13 protein-coding genes are annotated in these 17,968 nt (G+C 74.2%); 3 read left to right on the forward strand and 10 right to left on the reverse strand.

Features of this window, described 5'->3' with window-relative positions:
* Positions 1 to 100: 100 nt before the first annotated feature.
* Positions 101 to 910, forward strand: coding sequence for a crotonase/enoyl-CoA hydratase family protein (locus AB0G11_RS04530; protein WP_357583959.1), 810 nt, complete (start codon positions 101 to 103; stop codon positions 908 to 910).
* A gap of 8 nt (positions 911 to 918) precedes the next feature.
* Here the strand turns inward: AB0G11_RS04530 and AB0G11_RS04535 are convergent, their stop codons facing one another.
* From AB0G11_RS04535 to AB0G11_RS04555, 5 genes are all read right to left on the reverse strand, one after another.
* Positions 919 to 2,025 carry a nitronate monooxygenase family protein gene (locus AB0G11_RS04535; protein ID WP_357583961.1) on the reverse strand — a complete coding sequence of 369 codons (1,107 nt, stop codon included), beginning with the start codon at positions 2,023 to 2,025 and terminating at the stop codon, positions 919 to 921.
* Between the two features lie 83 nt (positions 2,026 to 2,108).
* Complete coding sequence (locus AB0G11_RS04540) at positions 2,109 to 2,882, reverse strand: SDR family NAD(P)-dependent oxidoreductase (RefSeq protein WP_357583963.1); 774 nt, start codon at positions 2,880 to 2,882, stop codon at positions 2,109 to 2,111.
* Positions 2,879 to 4,186 (reverse strand): FAD-binding oxidoreductase, encoded by a 1,308-nt coding sequence (locus AB0G11_RS04545; protein ID WP_357583965.1) that lies wholly within the window; start codon positions 4,184 to 4,186, stop codon positions 2,879 to 2,881. Before AB0G11_RS04545 ends, AB0G11_RS04540 begins: the two co-directional genes overlap by 4 nt.
* Positions 4,183 to 5,070 (reverse strand): decaprenyl-phosphate phosphoribosyltransferase, encoded by an 888-nt coding sequence (locus AB0G11_RS04550; RefSeq protein WP_219511288.1) that lies wholly within the window; start codon positions 5,068 to 5,070, stop codon positions 4,183 to 4,185. Before AB0G11_RS04550 ends, AB0G11_RS04545 begins: the two co-directional genes overlap by 4 nt.
* Positions 5,067 to 5,975: a DUF3068 domain-containing protein gene (locus AB0G11_RS04555; protein ID WP_219511290.1), complete on the reverse strand. Its 909-nt coding sequence runs from the start codon at positions 5,973 to 5,975 to the stop codon at positions 5,067 to 5,069. The genes AB0G11_RS04550 and AB0G11_RS04555 overlap by 4 nt, the downstream gene beginning before the upstream one ends.
* Positions 5,976 to 6,094: 119 nt before the next feature.
* Between AB0G11_RS04555 and AB0G11_RS04560 the strand changes: the two genes are divergently transcribed.
* A complete protein-coding gene (locus AB0G11_RS04560) occupies positions 6,095 to 7,339 on the forward strand; it encodes an acyltransferase (protein WP_357583967.1) in 1,245 nt (414 codons plus the stop codon).
* Here the strand turns inward: AB0G11_RS04560 and AB0G11_RS04565 are convergent.
* A complete protein-coding gene (locus AB0G11_RS04565; protein ID WP_357583969.1) occupies positions 7,285 to 9,102 on the reverse strand; it encodes a hypothetical protein in 1,818 nt (605 codons plus the stop codon). The two genes, AB0G11_RS04560 and AB0G11_RS04565, sit on opposite strands and share 55 nt — an antisense overlap.
* Positions 9,103 to 9,122: 20 nt before the next feature.
* On the opposite strand from AB0G11_RS04565, the gene AB0G11_RS04570 reads away from it, so the two are divergent.
* A complete protein-coding gene (locus tag AB0G11_RS04570) occupies positions 9,123 to 9,875 on the forward strand; it encodes a methyltransferase domain-containing protein (RefSeq protein ID WP_219511298.1) in 753 nt (250 codons plus the stop codon).
* Here the strand turns inward: AB0G11_RS04570 and AB0G11_RS04575 are convergent.
* Genes AB0G11_RS04575 through AB0G11_RS04590 form a run of 4 tightly spaced genes read right to left on the reverse strand, consistent with a single transcriptional unit; the run spans position 9,816 to position 17,936 of the window.
* The gene (locus AB0G11_RS04575) at positions 9,816 to 10,784 is read right to left on the reverse strand and encodes a DUF3068 domain-containing protein (RefSeq protein WP_357583971.1); all 969 of its coding nucleotides are present in this window, start codon (positions 10,782 to 10,784) and stop codon (positions 9,816 to 9,818) included. The two genes, AB0G11_RS04570 and AB0G11_RS04575, sit on opposite strands and share 60 nt — an antisense overlap.
* A gap of 2 nt (positions 10,785 to 10,786) precedes the next feature.
* On the reverse strand, positions 10,787 to 12,601 hold the full coding sequence (locus AB0G11_RS04580) for a hypothetical protein (RefSeq protein WP_357583973.1): 1,815 nt from the start codon (positions 12,599 to 12,601) through the stop codon (positions 10,787 to 10,789).
* Positions 12,598 to 16,740, reverse strand: coding sequence for an alpha-(1->3)-arabinofuranosyltransferase (locus tag AB0G11_RS04585; protein WP_357583974.1), 4,143 nt, complete (start codon positions 16,738 to 16,740; stop codon positions 12,598 to 12,600). Before AB0G11_RS04585 ends, AB0G11_RS04580 begins: the two co-directional genes overlap by 4 nt.
* Complete coding sequence (locus tag AB0G11_RS04590) at positions 16,737 to 17,936, reverse strand: glycosyltransferase family 4 protein (protein ID WP_219499485.1); 1,200 nt, start codon at positions 17,934 to 17,936, stop codon at positions 16,737 to 16,739. Before AB0G11_RS04590 ends, AB0G11_RS04585 begins: the two co-directional genes overlap by 4 nt.
* Between the last annotated feature and the right edge of the window lie 32 nt (positions 17,937 to 17,968).

Consider the following 17,968-nt stretch of genomic DNA (forward strand, 5'->3'; position numbering starts at 1 on the left):
CTCACCCGGGCGCAGACAAACGAGAACCTGTTCTCGTTTCTTTCCGGGAGCGTAACCCGCCGCTAATGTGGGAGCAAGCGCTTGATTTCAGGAGGTGTCCGTGGAATCGCTGCCGATCAGCACCCCCCACTGCCGCGTCGAACGGGACGGCCACGTGGTCGTCGTCACCATGGACCGCCCCGAGGCCCGCAACGCGCTGTCGTCGGACATGCTGATCGGCCTGGCGAGCGCATGGGCGTACGTGTCGGCCGAGCCGTCCGTCCGCGTCGCCGTCCTGACCGGCGCGCAGGGCACGTTCTGCGCGGGCGCCGACCTCAAGGCCATGGGCCGGCCGCCGCAGGACCCCGAGGTCCAGGCGCGCGGCGCGAAGATCGCCGACTACCACTGGAAGGGCCTGCTGCGCGCCGACCTGCCCACCAAGCCGATCATCAGCGCCGTCGAGGGCCACGCCGTGGCCGGGGGCACCGAGCTGCTGGTCGGCACCGACCTGCGCGTCGTCGCCGAGTCGGCCACGCTCGGCCTGTTCGAGGCCAGGCGCGCGCTGTTCCCGATGGGCGGCAGCGCGATCCGGCTGCCCCGGCAGATCCCGTACTGTCACGCCATGGACCTCCTGCTGACCGGGCGGGCCGTCACCGCCGCCGAGGCCCTGTCGATGGGGCTGGTCAACCGCGTCGTCCCCGACGGGCAGGCGCTGCCCGAGGCGCTGAAGCTGGCCGCCGACGTCGCGGCCAGCGGCCCGCTGGCCGTCCAGGCCATCCTGCGCGCCTACCGCGACACGCTCGGCCTGCCGGAGCCCGAGGCGCTCAAGGTCTCCGACGAGCTCGGCTGGCCGGTCATCGGCTCCGAGGACGCCAAGGAGGGCACGCTCGCCTTCCGCGAGAAGCGCCCGCCCGTCTACCGGGGCCGCTGACGCGCCGCTCAGTCGCGGGTGATGCGCTCCAGCCGCTCCAGGGCGTCGGCGTACTCCTCGACGAGGGAGAAGACGACGTCCTTGGTGGCGCGGACCTGGTTGGTGATGCCGATGATCTGGCCCGCCGGGAACGTGGCCAGCTCCGCGGCGTCGGAGCGGCCGATGCGCCGCAGCGCGTCCGACACCAGCATGAACTGCAGCGGCATCGGCAGCGTGCCCGGCGACCCGGCCGACTCCCAGGCGTCGGTCCACTCGTTCCTGAGCAGGCGGGCGGGCTTGCCCGTCCAGCTCCGGGAGCGGACCGTGTCGCGGGAGGTGGCCTCCAGGATGCGCCGCTTGGCCATCTCCGGCGTGTCGGCCTCCTCGACCGTGAGCCAGAGCGAGCCGGTCCACACGCCTTCCGCGCCGAGCGCCAGCCCGGCGGCCATCTGGCGGCCGTTGCCGATCCCGCCCGCCGCCAGCACGGGCACGTCGACCGCGTCGACCACCTGCGGGATGAGGACCATGGTGGAGATCTCGCCGGTGTGGCCGCCGGCCTCGGTGCCCTGCGCGACGACCACGTCCACGCCGACCTCGACCTGCTTGAGCGCGTGGCGGGGCGTGGAGGCCAGCGCGGCGACCTTGACGCCGTGCGCGTGGGCCAGCTCGACGATGTCGGCGGGCGGCGGGCCGAGCGCGTTGGCCAGCAGCGCGATCGGGTGCCGCAGCGCGACCTCGACCTGCGGGCGGGCGGTGGCGTCTGTCCAGCCGAGCAGCACCCGGCCGGCGTCGGCGTCCTCGCCGAGCGGCGGCACGCCGTGGGCGGCCAGCAGGCCGTCGACGAACTCCCGGTGCCCCTGCGGGATCATCCCCTGGAGGCGGCCGACGAGCTCCTCGGGCGCGAAGTCGGCGCCCTCGTAGGAGGCGGGCATGACCACGTCGACGCCGTACGGCTTGCCGTCCACGTGGTCGTCGATCCACTTGAGCTCCTGTTCGAGCTCTTCCGGGGTGAAGTAGAGCGCGCCGAGCACGCCCATCCCTCCGGCGCGGCTGACGGCCGCCACCACGTCCCGGCAGTGGCTGAAAGCGAAGATCGGGAGGTCGATTCCGAACATGTCCGTGACCCGGGTCCGCATGGCTCGACGATAAGCCGCGACCCCGCCAACTGCAACGTGTTCTACTCCGCGGTTCGACTACACGGGGTTCTGTGGAACGGGTTCTAACGCGGCATCCGGCGCCAGAGCGCGCGGGGCAGCAGCCGCATCAGGCCGAACGCCGGCCCGAGCGCCGGAGGCACCCACACGCTCGCCCGGCCCTCACGCAGCGCCCGCACCGTGGCCAGCGCCACCTGCCGGGGCGTCGACGACAGCGGCGCCGGCGTCAGCCCCTCGGTCATCCGCCCGATCACGAACCCCGGCCGCACGATCAGCACCCGGGCCCCGGTGCCGTGCAGCGCGTCGCCGAGCCCCTGCGCGAACCCGTCGAGCCCGGCCTTGGCCGACCCGTACACGAAGTTGGCCCGGCGCACCCGCGCGCCCGCCACCGACGACAGCACCACGAGCGTGCCGTGGCCCTGGCGGCGCAGCACCCGGGCCGCGTGCAGGCCCGCCGACACGTGCGCGCCGTAGTTGACGGCCACGTCGGTCATGGCCGCCGCCGGGTCGGCGTCGTAGGCGTCCTGGCTGCCCAGCACGCCGAACGCGGAGATCACCACGTCGAGGTCGCCGACCAGCTCCACGGCCTTGTCGAAGACCTCGCCGTGGGAGGCCGCGTCGAGCGCGTCGAACGGCAGCACGTGCACCTCGGGCGGCGCCGCCCCGGCGGGCCGCTCGACGTTCGGCGTCACGGCGGGCGGCGGGCCGCCGGGCTCGCGCATCGCCAGCACGATCCGGCTCGCGCCCAGCCCCACCAGCAGCCGGACGATCTCCAGCCCGATCTCGCTGCGTCCGCCGAGCAGCAGCACGGTGTCGACCGCGCCCAGAGCGTTCTTCACAGGCCGAGCCTCCTGGCCAGGTCGGAGCGGAACAGCCCGGCGGGGTCGGCCTCGTCCCTGATCCGCCGCCACCGGTCCAGCCCGGGATACATGCGGGCCATCATGTCAGCTCGCAGCCGCGAGTCCTTGGCCAGGTAGACGCGCCCGCCCGCCTCGGCGACCCGCTCGTCGAAGCCGCGCAGCAGCCGGCCCAGCCCGCGCTGCCCGGCCGGGATGTCGAGGGCCAGCGTCCAGCCCGGCATCGGGAACGACAGCAGCCCGCTGGACCCGGCTCCGAACCGCTTGAGCACGGTCAGGAACGACACGGTCCCGGTCGACGACAGCCGTCCGACGATCTCCCGCAGCGTCTTCTCGGCTCCGAACGGCACCACGAACTGGTATTGGACGAAGCCCCGTGGGCCGTAGACGCGGTTCCAGCCCTCGACGGCGTCGAGCGGGTGGAAGAACGGCGCGATCCCCTGCACGACGCTCGCCCGCCGGGGCGCCCTGTGGTACCACGCCTCGTTGAAGGCCCGCACGCTCACGCCGTTGAGCAGCCCGCCGGGGGCCCGGCGCGGGGCGCGCAGCAGGGTGCGGGGTGCGAAGTCGCGGGCGCCACGCTCGGCGTGGTCGCCGCTGGTCAGCACGCCGCGCCCCATCCGGCGCCCGCGCGCCAGCAGGTCGATCCAGGCGACCGTGTAGCGGTGGCGGTCGTCGTCGTCGGCCATGGCGGCCAGCGTCTCGTCCAGGTCGCCGGTGCGCCGCACGTCCACCCGCATGAGGGAGCTCGCCACGGGCACGCAGCCGAACGTCGCCTCGCACACCACGCCGGTCAGCCCCATGCCGCCCACGGTGGCGTGGAACAGCGGCTCGTCCGGGGTGAGCGTGCGCACCGCGCCGTCGGCCGTGACCAGCGTGAGCGAGCGCAGGTGGGCGCCGAAGGAGGAGTCGCGGTGGTGGTTCTTGCCGTGCACGTCGGCCGCGACGGCGCCGCCGACGGTGACGTGACGGGTGCCGGGGCTGACGGGCACGAACCAGCCGCGCGGCACCAGGGCCGTCATCAGCTCGTGCAGGCTCACCCCGGCCGAGGCGGTCACCAGCCCGGTCGCCTCGTCGAAGCTCCAGCCGCCCAGCCCGGTGCAGTCGAGGACCAGGCCGCCGGAGTTCTGGGCGGCGTCGCCGTACGCCCTGCCGAGGCCGCGGGCCAGGAGGCCGCGGCCGGGGGCGGCGCCGACCAGCGCGGCCACCTCGGCGGCGTCGCGCGGCCTGACCACGGTCGCCGGGGAGGGTGACGTGCGGCCCCACCCGGTCAGGAACGTCGTCATGTGTAGATCCCCAGCCCTGCCAGCGCGATCAGCAGCGCGGCGAAGATCCTGATCTGCGGGTCGCGCACGGCAAGCTCCTCGGGCTCTTCTCCGATCCCCCGGTCCACCAGGAGATTGTGCCGCAGGACGAGCAGCACGAAGGGCACGATGCTGAGCCCGTAGAACAGGTTCGCGTGCGCGTTGAGCGCCCACAGGCAGTAGGTCACGATCATCGCGCCCGAGCACATGACGCGGACCTGGGACAGGTAGGCGGGCGTGTAGGCGGCCAGCGTGGCGCGGGTGCCGCTCACGCCCTGGGCGCGCAGCTCGGTCTCCCGCTTGCCCGCGACGAGCTGCAGCGCGGCCAGCGACACCACGACGAGGAACCAGCCGGTCACCGGCACGTCCACGGCGACGGCCCCGGCGTAGGCGCGGACCACGTGGCAGCCGGCGACCGCGATCAGGTCCACGACCTCGACGTGCTTGAGCCACAGCGTGTACGCGAGGGTCAGGGCCAGGTAGCCGGCCACGACGGCGGCCGGACGCCAGTCGCCGGTGAGCGCGGCGACGCCGGGGGCGAGCACCATGAGCGCCACGCCGGTCCAGCGCGCCACCGGCACCGGCACCACGCCGGAGGCGACCGCCCGCTTGCTCTTGCGCGGGTGCAGCCGGTCGGCGGCCACGTCGGCGGCGTCGTTGAGCAGGTAGGACCCGCTGGCGGCCAGGCAGAACGCGGCGAACACGAGCATCGCCGCCAGCAGGCTGCGCGGCTCGCCGATCACTCCGGCGGCCATGGGCGCGGCCAGCACCAGCACGTTCTTCAGCCACTGGCGCGGCCGGGCCGCCCTGATCAGCCCGAGGACGGGCGCGGCGACGGGCCGCGCCACCACCCCGTCCTGGCTCATGCGCGCTTGCGGCTCACCGCGAAGATCCCCACGGCCAGCAGCACGACGCCGACGATCGCCAGCACGAGCGGGATCGTGGTCCTGATCAGCGTGATCTGGCTCTTGCTGTCGGCGGCGCTGTCGACGAGCTTCTTGACCGTCTCGTCCGTCATCTTGGCGTGGGCGACGAACGCCTTGGACCGCTCGACGCCGTCCTGGCTGCGCAGCACCTCGTTGCGCTGCTGCTCCTGCTTGACGGGCGCGCCGGTGACCGGCTCGATCCAGTAGGTGTTGACGCCGGAGTAGACGCGGTCGAGCTGGACGTCACCCGACTCGCCCATGCCGAACCAGGCGGCGGGGGCGGTCCTGGTCTCCGTCTTGGTCTCCGGGACCGTCTGCTCGAACTTGTACACGGTCAGGCCGTTGACCTGCTCCTCGGCGACGAACTTGGCCTCGAACGCCTTGCCGGCCGTGGAGTTGAAGACCTGGTAGCTCTTCTTCTCCACGTCGAAGGGGAACTTGTAGATCTGGCCCTGGAGCTGGACGGGCTCCTTGTCGATGCTGACGCCGCAGCAGTTGAGGCCGACGCCGGAGCGCTTGTCGAAGGCGCTGCGCCGCTCGGTGTAGTCGATCGGCTTGCTGTGGGTGACGTCGTTGACGTAGGTGAACTCGTCCCAGACGACCGTGTCGCCCTCGGCTCCCTTGACGTCGCCCCGGGTGGTGACGGTGATGTCGAGGTCGGCGGTCAGCACCTTGCCGTCGGCGGCGCTGAAGTACTGTGCGCCCGTGGCCCGGAGGTTGCTGATCCCGTACTGGTCGGCCTTGGCGGCGATCAGCGCCGAGGCCACCTGGAAGTGCGTCAGGGGGGACAGCACGACGAGAAAGGCACCGATGGCGATCAGAACGCTTCCAACGACCCGGTTCATGGAACCTCCATGGGACAGGTGCACGGATGCCGGTTTTGGGCGATTACGTACTGAAAACGAGTTCTACTTGCCGGTATGTTATTGCCGCCAGTGAGCGACGTCACCAGGGATGCGGAAACGTGACCGAAACAGGTTCTACATCGGCGGGCAGACCCGTGATGTCCGGCCGCCAGCCCGCGCTCGACGGCATCCGCGCCGTCGCCGCCCTCGCGGTCCTGCTCTTCCACGTCTCCATGGAGGCGGGCACGGCGCTCCAGCCCGGCTTCCTCGGCGGGCTGCTGTCGCGCGGCGAGATCGGCGTGCCGATCTTCTTCACGCTCTCCGGCCTGCTGCTCTACCGGCCGTGGGCGGCCGCCCTGCTGACCGGCGACCCCGAGCCCGCCGCCGGCCGCTACCTGTGGCGGCGCTTCTTCCGGATCGTCCCCGCCTACTGGCTGGTCGTCGCCGTCGCGCTGCTGCTGTGGGGCGGCGCGCACCGCGGCGACGTGTGGACGTGGGCGAAGATGCTGTTCCTGGTGCACATCTACGACCTCGACCCGTGGTGGTTCGGCCTCGGGCCCAAGGGGCTCGGCCAGATGTGGAGCCTCGCGGTCGAGGCGGCCTTCTACCTCACGCTGCCGCTCATGGCCGCCGCCCTGCGCGCCTTCGCGCTGCGGGCCGGGCCCGGCGTCGCCGCCCGCGCCAAGCGCCTGCTGATCGGCCTGGCCGTCTTCGGCGCGCTCTCGTACGTGTACACGATCTTCGAGTACTTCCCCGAGTACCGGCCGTGGATGAACGTGTGGCTGCCGCGCTCGTGGACGTTCTTCGTGCCCGGCATGGCCCTGGCGGTGCTGACCGTCTGGGCCAGGGCAGAGGACGGCCCGGCACGGCGGCTGGGCGCGGCCCTGGCGGCCTCGTGGGGCACGCTGTGGGTCATCGCCGGCCTGGCGTACGCCATCGCGGCCACGCCGCTCACCGGGCCGCGCTTCGTCGGCCTGGGCGGCATCTGGACCGCGTTCTCCGAGCAGCTCCTCTACACGGTCATCGCCTTCTGCCTGGTGGCGCCCGCCGCGCTGGAGCCCGAGGGGGTCACGCGGGTGCGGCGGGTGATCGGCGGGCGGATGATGAGCCGGCTGGGCGAGATCTCCTACGGCGTGTTCCTGTGGCAGTTCGTGGTGATCTATCTCTGGTACGACTTCACCGGGCAGCAGCCGTGGAGCGGCAACCTGCTGGTCAACCTGGTCGCGATCGGCGCCATCACGGTCGGGCTGTCGGCGCTCACCTACCGCTGGGTCGAGGAGCCGGCCAGGGCGCTGATCCGGTTCGTGCCTCACAGGGCGGGCCCCGGCTCGCCGAACGCGACCGCCCTGAGACAGAAGTCCTGAGCCCCGGCGCCCGCCACGGTGACGCGCAGCCCGGCGCCCGCGCCGTCGTGCGGGACGTAGAACAGGCCGCCGTCGGCGGGCGTGGCGGGCAGGCTCGCCGCCCGTTCCGTGCCGCCCAGGTCGGCCACCACCCGCACCGGCACCTCGCTGGTGTAGGCCAGGGCGACCACCATGCCGGGCCCGCCCATCGACTCGACGGGGAACACCGCGCCCGCCGGATAGCACTCGGCCCCGGCCACCTCGTCGAAGAACGGCACCACCCGGCCCACCGGCACCAGCTTCCCGGCGTCGTCGAACACGTACGGCCTGGCCGACGGGCGCGGGTCGCGCATCCGCTGCCGCGTCTCCGGGTCGGCCAGCGGGCCCAGCACGTTCGAGGTGAGCCGCCGGGAGCCGTTCCACGGCAGCACGAGGTGCGGCGGCACCGGCCGGTCGTACACGTCGAGGTCCGGGGCCTGGGCCAGCGACTGCCGGGCGGCGTCCAGATAGGTCCTGACGCGGTCGCCGGTGAGGGTGTCGGCGTAGGCGTTGGTGGAGACCAGCGCCGCGACCACGAAGGCGGCCGTGAGCGCGCCCGCCGCGGCGGGCAGGCCGCCGGGCGTCCGCCGCCGCACGGCGTCCTCCTCCCCGGCGACCGGCAGCGCGGCCAGGGCCAGGCAGAGGGCGAACAGCACGGCGGCGTCGGCGACGTAGCGCGTCTCGGCCCCCACCATGTCCCACAGCGTGGCGCGGGCGATCACCGTGGGGACCGCGTCGGCCACCACGACGTAGGCGGCCAGGATCGCCCACGCCCGCCAGGCCCGCCGCCGGTACACGCAGGTGAGCGCCACCAGCAGCGCGATCAGCGCCCACGAGGCCACCACCGTGACCGCCTCCGGGTCCGCGAGGCCCCCGGTGGCGGTGACGCCGCCCCAGCGCAGCGGCCCGCCCACGGCGCCTGTCGGGAACGTCTCGCCCAGCAGCCGGCGCACCACCCCCGGCACCAGCTCGGCCTTCGGCCCGGTCAGCGCGTCGGACCCGGCGCTGTCGCGGCGCAGCAGGTAGAGCACCGCGTAGCCGGCCAGCAGCGCCCCCTGCGCCCACCAGCCCGGCCGGCGCAGCTCCGCCAGGATCGAGCGGGCCCACAGCCCCCTGCCGAGGAAGGCGCTGGACACCCCGAGGATCACGAAGGGGATGAACACCCCCTTGGTGGAGAAGGCCATGCCGGCGGCCGTCCAGATCAGCGCGTGCCACCTGCCCTGCCCGGTCCTGGCGTACCGGACGTGCGCGGCCAGCGCCCCCGCCAGCGCGAGCTGGAGCGGGACCGCGTTGAGCGCCGCCGACCACCAGCTCATCGCGGGCACGGTCAGCGGCGCGAACACGTACACGGCCAGCGGCGCGAGCACCCAGGGCCGGTCGCCGAACAGCCGCCGCAGCAGCACCAGGAACATGACCGACGCCGCCGCCTGGAGCGCGATCGTCACGAACGAGACCAGCGCCCAGCTGTAGGGCGCGACCGCCGAGAGCACCCACACCAGCGCGAGCGCGCCCGGCATGAAGTGCCCCTTGTGCACCCGGGTCAGATAGTTCCAGGTCAGGCCGCTGTCACCGGCCGCGGCGACGAACAGGAAGTCGTCCTCGACGAAGTACGCCCGGCCCAGCACGCTCGCCCTGAAGGCCAGCGAGATCGCGACGAGCAGCAGACCGGCGCCGACGACCGGACCGGTGCCGAGGGAGGGCAGGGTGATCTGGAAGCCGGCGGGGCGTTCGTCCTGGACCGTCAACGCGTTCCCTCCTCTGGAGTATGCTCCGCGCCGTGGACACCCCTGCACCGTTCCGGGCGGATCTGGCGAGGTCCGTCCGGCTGCTGCGCGCCTTCCGCCTCGAACAGAGCGATCCCGACTTCTTCTACGGCACGCTGGCCGCCGACACGGTGGCGCAGCTCGGCACGTACACGGATCTCGACGGCGCGACGGTGGCCGACGTGGGCGGCGGGCCCGGCTACTTCGCCGACGCGCTGCGCGCGGCGGGTGCGCGCCCGGTGTGCGTCGACTGCGACGCCGGCGAGATGCGGCTGCGCGACGGCGCGCCCCCGCGCGACGCGGTGCTGGGCAGCGCGCTGGACCTGCCGCTGGCCACCGGCTCGGTCGACGTGTGCTTCTCGTCCAATGTGCTGGAGCACGTGCCGGACCCGCGACGCATGGCCGACGAGATGGTCCGCGTCACCCGGCCGGGCGGCGTCGTCTACCTGTCCTACACGATCTGGCTGTCGCCCTGGGGCGGCCACGAGACCTCGCCGTGGCACTACCTCGGCGGCCACCGGGCCGCCCGCCGCTACGAGCGCACGCACGGCAGGCCGCCCAAGAACGTCTACGGGGAGAGCATGTTCGCCGTCGGCGTGGCGGGGCCGCTGGCGTGGGCGCGCCGCCACCGCGACGTGGACGTGCTCGACGCGATCCCCCGCTACCACCCGCGCTGGGCCCGGCATGTCGTCCACCTACCTGGCGTCCGCGAGCTCGTCACCTGGAACCTGCTGCTGGTCCTGCGCCGCAGGTGAGCGCCGCCGCGCCAGCCACAGCGCGGCGGCCACGCAGCCCGCGCCGAGCAGCCCGCCGCCGACCGGCGCGACCGTCCCGGCGATCAGCTCCCAGCGCCGGTAGAAGGCCGCCGTCTCCAGCGCCGCCCGCACGTCGCCCGCCGCCGTGGTGAAGTCGGCGTCCAGCGCCACCAGCCTGCCGCTCCCGTCGGCCGTGACGAGCGTCTCCGTCACCCGGTCCGCGGTCTTCACGGGCAGCCCGCTGACCGGTTCGACCCAGAAGGTCCGGCGGATCTCCGCGTAGCGGGCCACCCCCACGTCGCCCGCGCCCTTGAGCCCGAGCAGCCGGCGCGGCACCGGCGGCTGCTCCCCCGGCACGAGCTGCCTCGGCGTGCGCTGCGCGTAGCGGTGCGTCTCGACGCCGCGCACCCGCTCGACCCCTTCGTACGTGACCGGCACCGCCCGCCGCAGCCGCAGGTCGAACAGCGTGTAGTCGCGCGGCTCCGCCCGGAACGGCCACCGGTACGCCTGGCCCGACTGCTTGATCCGGGCGTCCTCGTCCAGATACTCGCCGCAGCAGTTGACGATCACGCCGGTCCGCCGGTCGAAGGCCAGCCGCCGCTCGTGGTAGTCGAGCCGCCGGTCGTCACGGGTGGCCAGCGAGACCGACTCCGTCCACACCGCCCGCCGCTCGTCCCCGGCCAGCACGTCGCCGATCAGCCAGCGGGTCAGCACCAGCGGGCCCCGCTGCGGCTTCATCGTGGCCGGGTCCAGGTAGGTCGCGGACTCGGCCACCGACCTGGTCATCGTCTGCTGCTCCAGCGGCGCCACGAACACCCGCGCGGAGACGTGCCAGCGCATCAGCGGGACCATCGTCAGCAGGAACGCCCCGGCCGCGGCCAGGACCAGCGCGAGGGTCGTGCGGCTCACGGTCACGGGACGGGCACCGCCTGACCGGGGGTGACCGCGCCGACGCACACGCCGGGCGGCAGGTCGGGCAGCACGATGCGGTCCGCCCCCGGCTCGGCGACCATGAACACCTTGCCGAGCCCGGCGCGCAGCTTCACGTCGACGGGCCGGTCGGCCATCCACAGCGTGACCTCGGTGTCGGCGCGGGCGGAGTAGCCGAGCCGGATCAGCGTGCCCTCGACGCGCGGCGGCGAGGCGGCCAGCGGCACCTGCACGGTCCCTCCCGTCGCGGGCCAGCAGCCGTCGGGCGTGCGCGGCGCGAGCTCGGTCCCGGCGACCTCCACCGGCCGCAGCCGGCCAAGGTCGTCGAAGACCAGGCCGTCCAGCGCCGCAGGCGGGTCCTGCATGCGGGCCCGGAGCTGCGGCGACGCCATCGCGCCCAGCACCCTGGAGGTGAGACTGTAGGTGCGGTAGCCGCCCGGCACCACGTCGGCGGGCACCAGCCGGTCGTAGACGACAGCGCCGGGCGCGGCCTTCGCCAGCTCGGCGCGGGCGGTCTCGATGTAGCCGTGCCGCCGGTCCGCGCCCAGGTAGCCGGCGAAGATCGTCACCGAGACGAGCGACGCGCCCGCGAACACGCCGAGGGCCGCGCCGCACAGCCCGCTCACCCGTTCCCTGGCGGGCAGCGGCCTGCGGTACGGCTCGGCCTCACCGGGCAGCGGCAGCAGCACGAGCCCGACGACGAGCGCGAGCAGCGGCGCGGCGTCGGCCACGTAGCGGGTGTCCGTACCGGCGAACGAGCCGAGCAGGTGCACCCGCCCCCACAGGACGGGCAGCGCGTCGGCCACGACGGCGTAGCCGAGCAGCAGCCCCCAGGCCAGGTACGCCCGCCGCCGGTAGTAGCCGGTCACCACGACCAGCAGCGCGAGGACCAGCAGCGAGAGCACCACCAGCGGGGTGGGCGGCGCGGCGACGCCCCAGTCGTTCCCGGCGAACCACTTCCACGGCCCGCCCAGCACGGTCGTCGCGAACGTCCTGCCGAGCAGCTCCCACAGGAAGCTCGCGGCCTGGTCGAAGAGGGGCAGGCCGCCGGTGTTCGGCGCGGCCAGCGACCGCTGCGCGTACAGGGCGCCGAACGCGGCCAGCACGCCCGCGTACATCAGCCAGGCGGCCAGGCGCCTGCGCAGCCCGCCGAAGTAGATCGCCGTCAGCGCGAGCAGCACCAGCGGCACGGCGAAGCCCTTGACGAAGCCGAGCAGCCCGACCAGCACCCAAGCCGCCGCCGCCACCGCGTGGCGCAGCCGCCCGGTGCGCAGGTGGTGCCAGTGCGAGGCCACCGCCATCGGCAGCGCGAGCTGCAGGAACACCGTGTTGAGCGCCGCCGCCCACCAGGCGAGCGCCGGGAACGTGATCGGCGCCAGCAGGAACACCAGCAGCGGCGCCAGGATCGCCGGCCGCGCGCCGAACACGACCCGCAGCATGCGCAGCACGGCGAGCCCGGCGGCCGCGTGCAGCACGAGCACGCCGCCCGCCGCCACCCCCCATCCGTACGGCTCCAGCCGGGCCGAGAGCCAGGCCAGCAGGAATCCGCCGGGCATGAACTGGCCGAAGTGGATCCGGGTCAGATAGTCGAAGGAGAGCCCGCTCTCGACCGCCCTGGCCACGAACTCGTAGTCGTCCTCCTTGAAGTAGGCGTGCTGGAGGAGCACCGCCTTCCACGCCAGCGCGGCGGCGACCATCACGACCCCGGTCAGCACCACGCCGTGCCGGCGCACCGCCCTGACCAGCGGCCCGGGCACCGCGATCACGACCCGGCCGCGCTGCTCCGTCGTCGTCATGGCACGCTCGTCATGGTCGGGCCGCCCGCGGCGACGGGGACGGGGGCTCGGGTCCTGGGCGCGGGCCGCGTCCTGGCGGCGGCCTCGACGCAGAGCTGCGCCAGCAGCGGCACGCACAGGAGCTGCGTCCACAGCCCGCCCACGCCGGCCGCGACCCCGGCGGCGGCGACCAGATACAGCGCGATGCCCGCGTACGGGCCGGACAGCGGGCGCAGCAGCCGGGCCCGCGGTCCCGCGCGCAGGTGCTCGGCGTCGCGCAGCGGGCGCAGCCACAGGCCCGGCAGGAACGTGAGCGCCGCGACCGCCGCGCCCGCCGGCCCGCCCACCCAGTAGCCGACCGCGACGGCCACGGGCAGCATCAGGCCCCCGCGCGGCGCGGCGGGCCGGCACGGCGGCAGCCGCCGCAGCCGCCCCCGGCCGGGCGTCAGCGCCAGCGCCACGACCAGCAGCGCGAGCGCGCCGCCCGCCGCCAGCCCGGCCCGGTACGGCTCGTCGGGGACGTACGTGAGCGTCACGGTCCCGGACGTGTACGCGGGCACGAACCAGGCCTGCCGCCAGCCGTCGAGCCGCACCGGCTTGAGCTCGGCGACTCCCAGCGTGGCCTTCCAGCCGGCGTTGAAGTTCTCGTTGACGACCAGGTAGGAGTCGGCGGTGACGTCGACCTGGACCACCCGCTCGCCCGCCTCCCAGCTCCGCACGGGCGTCTCGCGCATGCGCTGCGGCCCGGCCCGCCGCGCGTCCTCGTCGAGGCGGCGGACCACGGCGGACTCGACGCGGTAGGAGTCGCCGGGCCGCAGTGCCAGCCTGGTGCGCCCGGCCACCATGAGCAGCCGCTCGCAGGTCTCGAACCGCACCGGCCGCCCGGTGACGACGTCGTGCAGCGTCCCCTCGGTGACCTCGGTGTGGACGGTCCGGCCGTTCACGGTGAAGGTCGGGCCGTAACCGCACGGCAGCCGCAGCGGGAAGCCGGTCAGCGCGCCGAGCGGGTTGGCGCCGGGGATCGCGATGTCGCTGATCTCGACGGGCCGGCCGCCGGACGCGCCGAACTCCAGCTCGATCTTCCTGGCCGACAGGGCGGGGAACTCGACGAGCCCGTCCTTGCCGATCCAGCTCTGCCGGACGCCGCCGTCCGCGCGGACCGTCACGCGGAGGGGCGGGGCGCCGAGGTAGGAGTCGGGCGTGGTGACGCGCAGCTCCGTCAGCTTGGTGTGGCGGGCCAGCTCGACGGTGAGCGTCGGCCTGGGGTCGAGCGGGTCGGCGAACCACACGGTTCTCGGGTCGTCGTCGAACGCCCACCGGCCGGCCGCCGCGCCGTGCGCCACGGAGGTCGAGGACGCGGTGACGGTCAGCGCGTCGTCCGGGAGCGCGCTCAGCTTCTCCACGGCGACGCGGTCGCGCAGCACGGCCCGGCCGGTGACGGTGTAGTCGCCGTCCTTCCTGGTGGTGAAGAGGCGGTCGAAGCCGTGGCCGTCGTCGCCGAGCACCTCGTGGCCCTCGGAGCAGCTCCACACCATCGAGCCGCGCAGGCAGCCGGGCACGTCGCCCTGCCTGCTGAGCGCGATCGCGGGCTCCCCCGGCTGCTCGCCCGGGTCGGGCACGACGATCGAGCGGCCGGCCTGGACGCCGGGGATCGTCAGCTCGGTGATGCCGACGCGGCTGCCCAGCGCGCTCTCCGGCTCGTAGGCGGTGCGGGTGACGGTGACGCGCACCCTGGAGGTCGGCCCTTCGGGCACGGCCAGCTCCTGCGGCCCTGCGCCGGCCCTGACGTCCTGGCGCAGCTCGCCGGCGTCGGTCTCGACCACGACCTCGGCGGGCGGCGGCCCGATCGGCGCGGTCTCGAACGCCACCGTGATCGTGTCGAGCCGCCGGGGACCGGCGAGCGCGACCTCCAGCCACTCGCCGGTCGCGCCCGTCCAGCCGGTGGAGCGCCAGCTCGTGCGCGGGTCGCCGTCGAGCGCGGCGAACGGCTGGTGCCCCGGCTCCCGTGCCTCGCCGAACGCCGTGACGTCCGACTCCGCCGAGGACGCGCTCACCCCGGCGATCCCGCTGAACCCGGCCGTGGCCAGGTACCGCTCCCAGCCGGGGTCGAGCAGGTCGGCGGCCGGCGAGCTGCCGCGCCGCTCCTCGTCGGCCGTGAGCGTCGCGCCGGCGTTGCGCCGCAGGTCGGCGTAGGCCACCTCGCGGCGGCGCAGCGTGTCGGTGAGCACCGACTCGGCGGCGGGCAGCACGCCGTCGTCGTCGTTGAGCAGCACCGGCCGGTCGCCGTCGAGCAGCCCCTCCTCGGCCAGCGCCAGCACGGCCTCGGGCGCGCCGCCGACGCGCAGCGCCCGGTCGGCGGGGACGGTGCCGACGAGCGGCGCGGCCCCGGCCACCTTGTAGACCTCGACCGCCGGGTACGGCTGGTCCAGCCAGGAGGCCGCCTGGCCGTGCCTGCCGACGCCCACGCCGGGCCCGAACCTGGCCTCCAGCGAGATGCCGGGCGAGTCCTCCAGCGCCTGGTGCACGCGGGCCGGCCAGGCGGTGCCGATCGTGGCCCGATCCAGGTCGTTGCGGACCACCAGGTGGCTCACGCCGATGCGCCGCAGCGTGGCGGCCAGCCCGGCCGAGCCCTTGCCCGACGCCAGGCGGTCGTCGATGGCCGCCATCAGCCGCGACCCGCCCGCCGACCCCCACGGCACGATCGTGTGCGTGGCCCACCGGGTCCGCGCGAGCGGCTGCAGCGGCTCGTCCAGCGGGCGACCCCACAGGTACTCGCCGCGTTTGGCCCCCGGCACGGCCAGCACCATGCCGTCGCCGGCGTTGCGGCCCAGCCAGGAGACGGCCTGCTTCCAGTAGTCGGGGATCGCGGTGAAGCCGCCCGCCGGGGCGAGTCCCGCGTACAGGATGGGCAGGCCCGACAGGGCGACCAGCCCGGCCGCCGCGACGGTCAGGTGCCTGCGCAGGTCCGGCCGTACGAGGGTGATGAGGCCGGCGACGCCGAGGGCGGCGGGCAGCCGGATCAGCGCGTCGAACTTGTGCAGGTTGCGGAAGGCCGACAGCGGGCCGTCCAGCAGCTCGGCCATGAAGGCGGCGTGCGGGGTGCCGGGGTGCCCGGTCGTCACGATGACGACCCCCGCCAGCAGGCTGACCAGCAGGAACGTCCGCTCCGGGAAGGCGCGCAGGGCCAGCCCGGCGAAGCCCAGCGCGGCGACGGCCGAGGTGACGAGGATCAGCCAGGGGACGGTCGACTGCTGGTGGGCGTCCGGCAGCCACACCTGCCCGTCCACGGTGAGGAAGCTGAGCCAGCTCGACGTCCCGCGCAGCGCGTTGACCAGGGACGTGACGCTGGTCGTCGCGCCCGCCGTCTCGATGTAGGGCAGGAAGGAGAAGATGTAGCGGCCCAGCGTGAGCAGCGGCACGGCCCACCACAGCGAGGCGAGCGCGATCAGCGGCAGCCACCAGGCGATCAGCCTGCGTTTGACCGGGCCGCGCCCCCGGGTCAGCAGGTAGAGCATGGGGACGACGAGGACGGCCAGCTCGGCCACGGCGTTGACGCCGCCGCAGCACAGGAAGGCGAGCGCCGACAGCGCGGCGGCCCGGCGCGGCGACAGCGCCCTCCGCGCCCCCAGGACCAGCGGGAGCACGATCCACGGCAGCACGGCGCTGGGCAGGAACTCCGAGGAGTTGATGCCGATCAGCGCCTGCGCGTGCGGCGCGAGCGCGTAGGCGAACCCGGCGACGATCCGCGAGACCGGGCCGCCGATCCGCAGCGCGCGGGCGAGCTGCACGGTGCCGAGGAAGGCGGTGCACAGCACCAGCGACATCCACAGCCGCTGCACCGTCCAGGCTTCCATGCCCAGGTTGAGGCCGAGCGCGTAGAAGGGGCCCATCGGGAACAGGTAGCCGTACGCCTGGTTCTGCAGGTGGCCGAAGTAGGCGCCGTCCCACAGGTGCAGGGCCCTGCCGAGGAAGCCGAGCGGGTTGACCGCCATGTCGAGCTTCGTCTCGGGGATGATCTTCTCGGTCGAGGTGTTGAACGCGATCGCGACCAGCAGGAGGCAGCCGGCCAGCAGGCGCAGCCGGTGCCCGATCCGCTTGTCATAGCTCTCGGCTTCGGAGTCGGGGAGCTCGTCCCGTCGTCCAGGCGAGGCATGGGTCACTGATGGGCTCCGCCGCGATCTTGGAGTTCCGCCACGATAAGTTCAGTCATGTTAGCCCCAGTTCGGGACCAGGTGAACTCCTTTGCCCAGGCCCGACACGCTTTGGACACCTCGGCGCGGCGGCGCGGATCGGCCAGCTCCTTGAGCGCGCGGGCGGTCACGTCGGCCAGGCTCTCGCCATCCCGCACGAGCCAGCCGGTGACGCCGTGACGCACCGAGTCGCGCAGCCCGGCCACGTCGTAGGCGACCGTCGGCACGCCGAGCGCCGCCGCCTCGATCACGGTCAGCCCCCAGCCCTCGAACTCCGAGGCCGTCACGTTCAGCGTCGCCCCGGCCAGCAGCGCGACCTTGCGCGCCTCCGGCACGAACCCGTGCAGCCGGACCCGGTCGCCCAGCCCCCGGGCGGCCACGTGCCCGGCCAGCGGGCCCGACTCCGGGCCGCGCCCGGCGATGTGCACGGTCAGGCCCGGCCACATCCCCGACAGCTCCCCGGCCAGGTCCACCACCCGATCGATGCGCTTGTGCCCGACCAGCCGGCCCGCGTACACGATCACCGGGTCGGGGCCGGGCTCCCGGACCGGCGGCGGCTCGGGGTGCGCGCACCCGTTGGGCACGACGACGATCGGGCCCAGCCAGCGCAGCTTGCCGACCAGCTCCCGCCGGGACGACTCCGACACCGTGACCGTCATGCAGCGCCGGTAGACGAGCCGGGCGACGGGCCCCTCGACGAAACAGCCGATCACCGCCAGCCAGCGGGGCAGGAACGCGGCGAACTGCCGGTCGTGCACGTGGTGCACCAGGCACACCACCGGCGTGCGGCGCGGCATCACGAGCGGGGCGAAGAACGGGATGCCGTTCATCGAGTCGATCACCGCGTCGAAGCGCCGCCGGTGCAGCAGCAGCCAGAGCGGCACCAGCAGGTAGACCAGGTACGGGTTGCCCATCCGGCGCAGCGCGATGCCCTCGCGCGTCTCGGCCCGGCGCTGGCCGCGCTGGCGTCCGGTCACGAACACCACCGAGGCGCCCTGGGTCAGCAGGTGGCGGCTGACCTGCCAGGCGTACTCCTCCGCGCCGCCCGCGGTCGTCTGCCGGGGCTCGCGGAAGTTGAGCATGGCGATCCGCACCCCGGCGAGCGGCCCCTCGCCGCGGACGACCGCATGTGCCTGGTCGGCGTGCTCACCGGTGAAGACCACCATCACTCCTCGACGGCGGGCATGCGGGCATGGCG

Source organism: Nonomuraea sp. NPDC023979, assembly GCF_040639085.1.
In the GTDB taxonomy this organism is placed as follows: domain Bacteria; phylum Actinomycetota; class Actinomycetes; order Streptosporangiales; family Streptosporangiaceae; genus Nonomuraea; species Nonomuraea ceibae.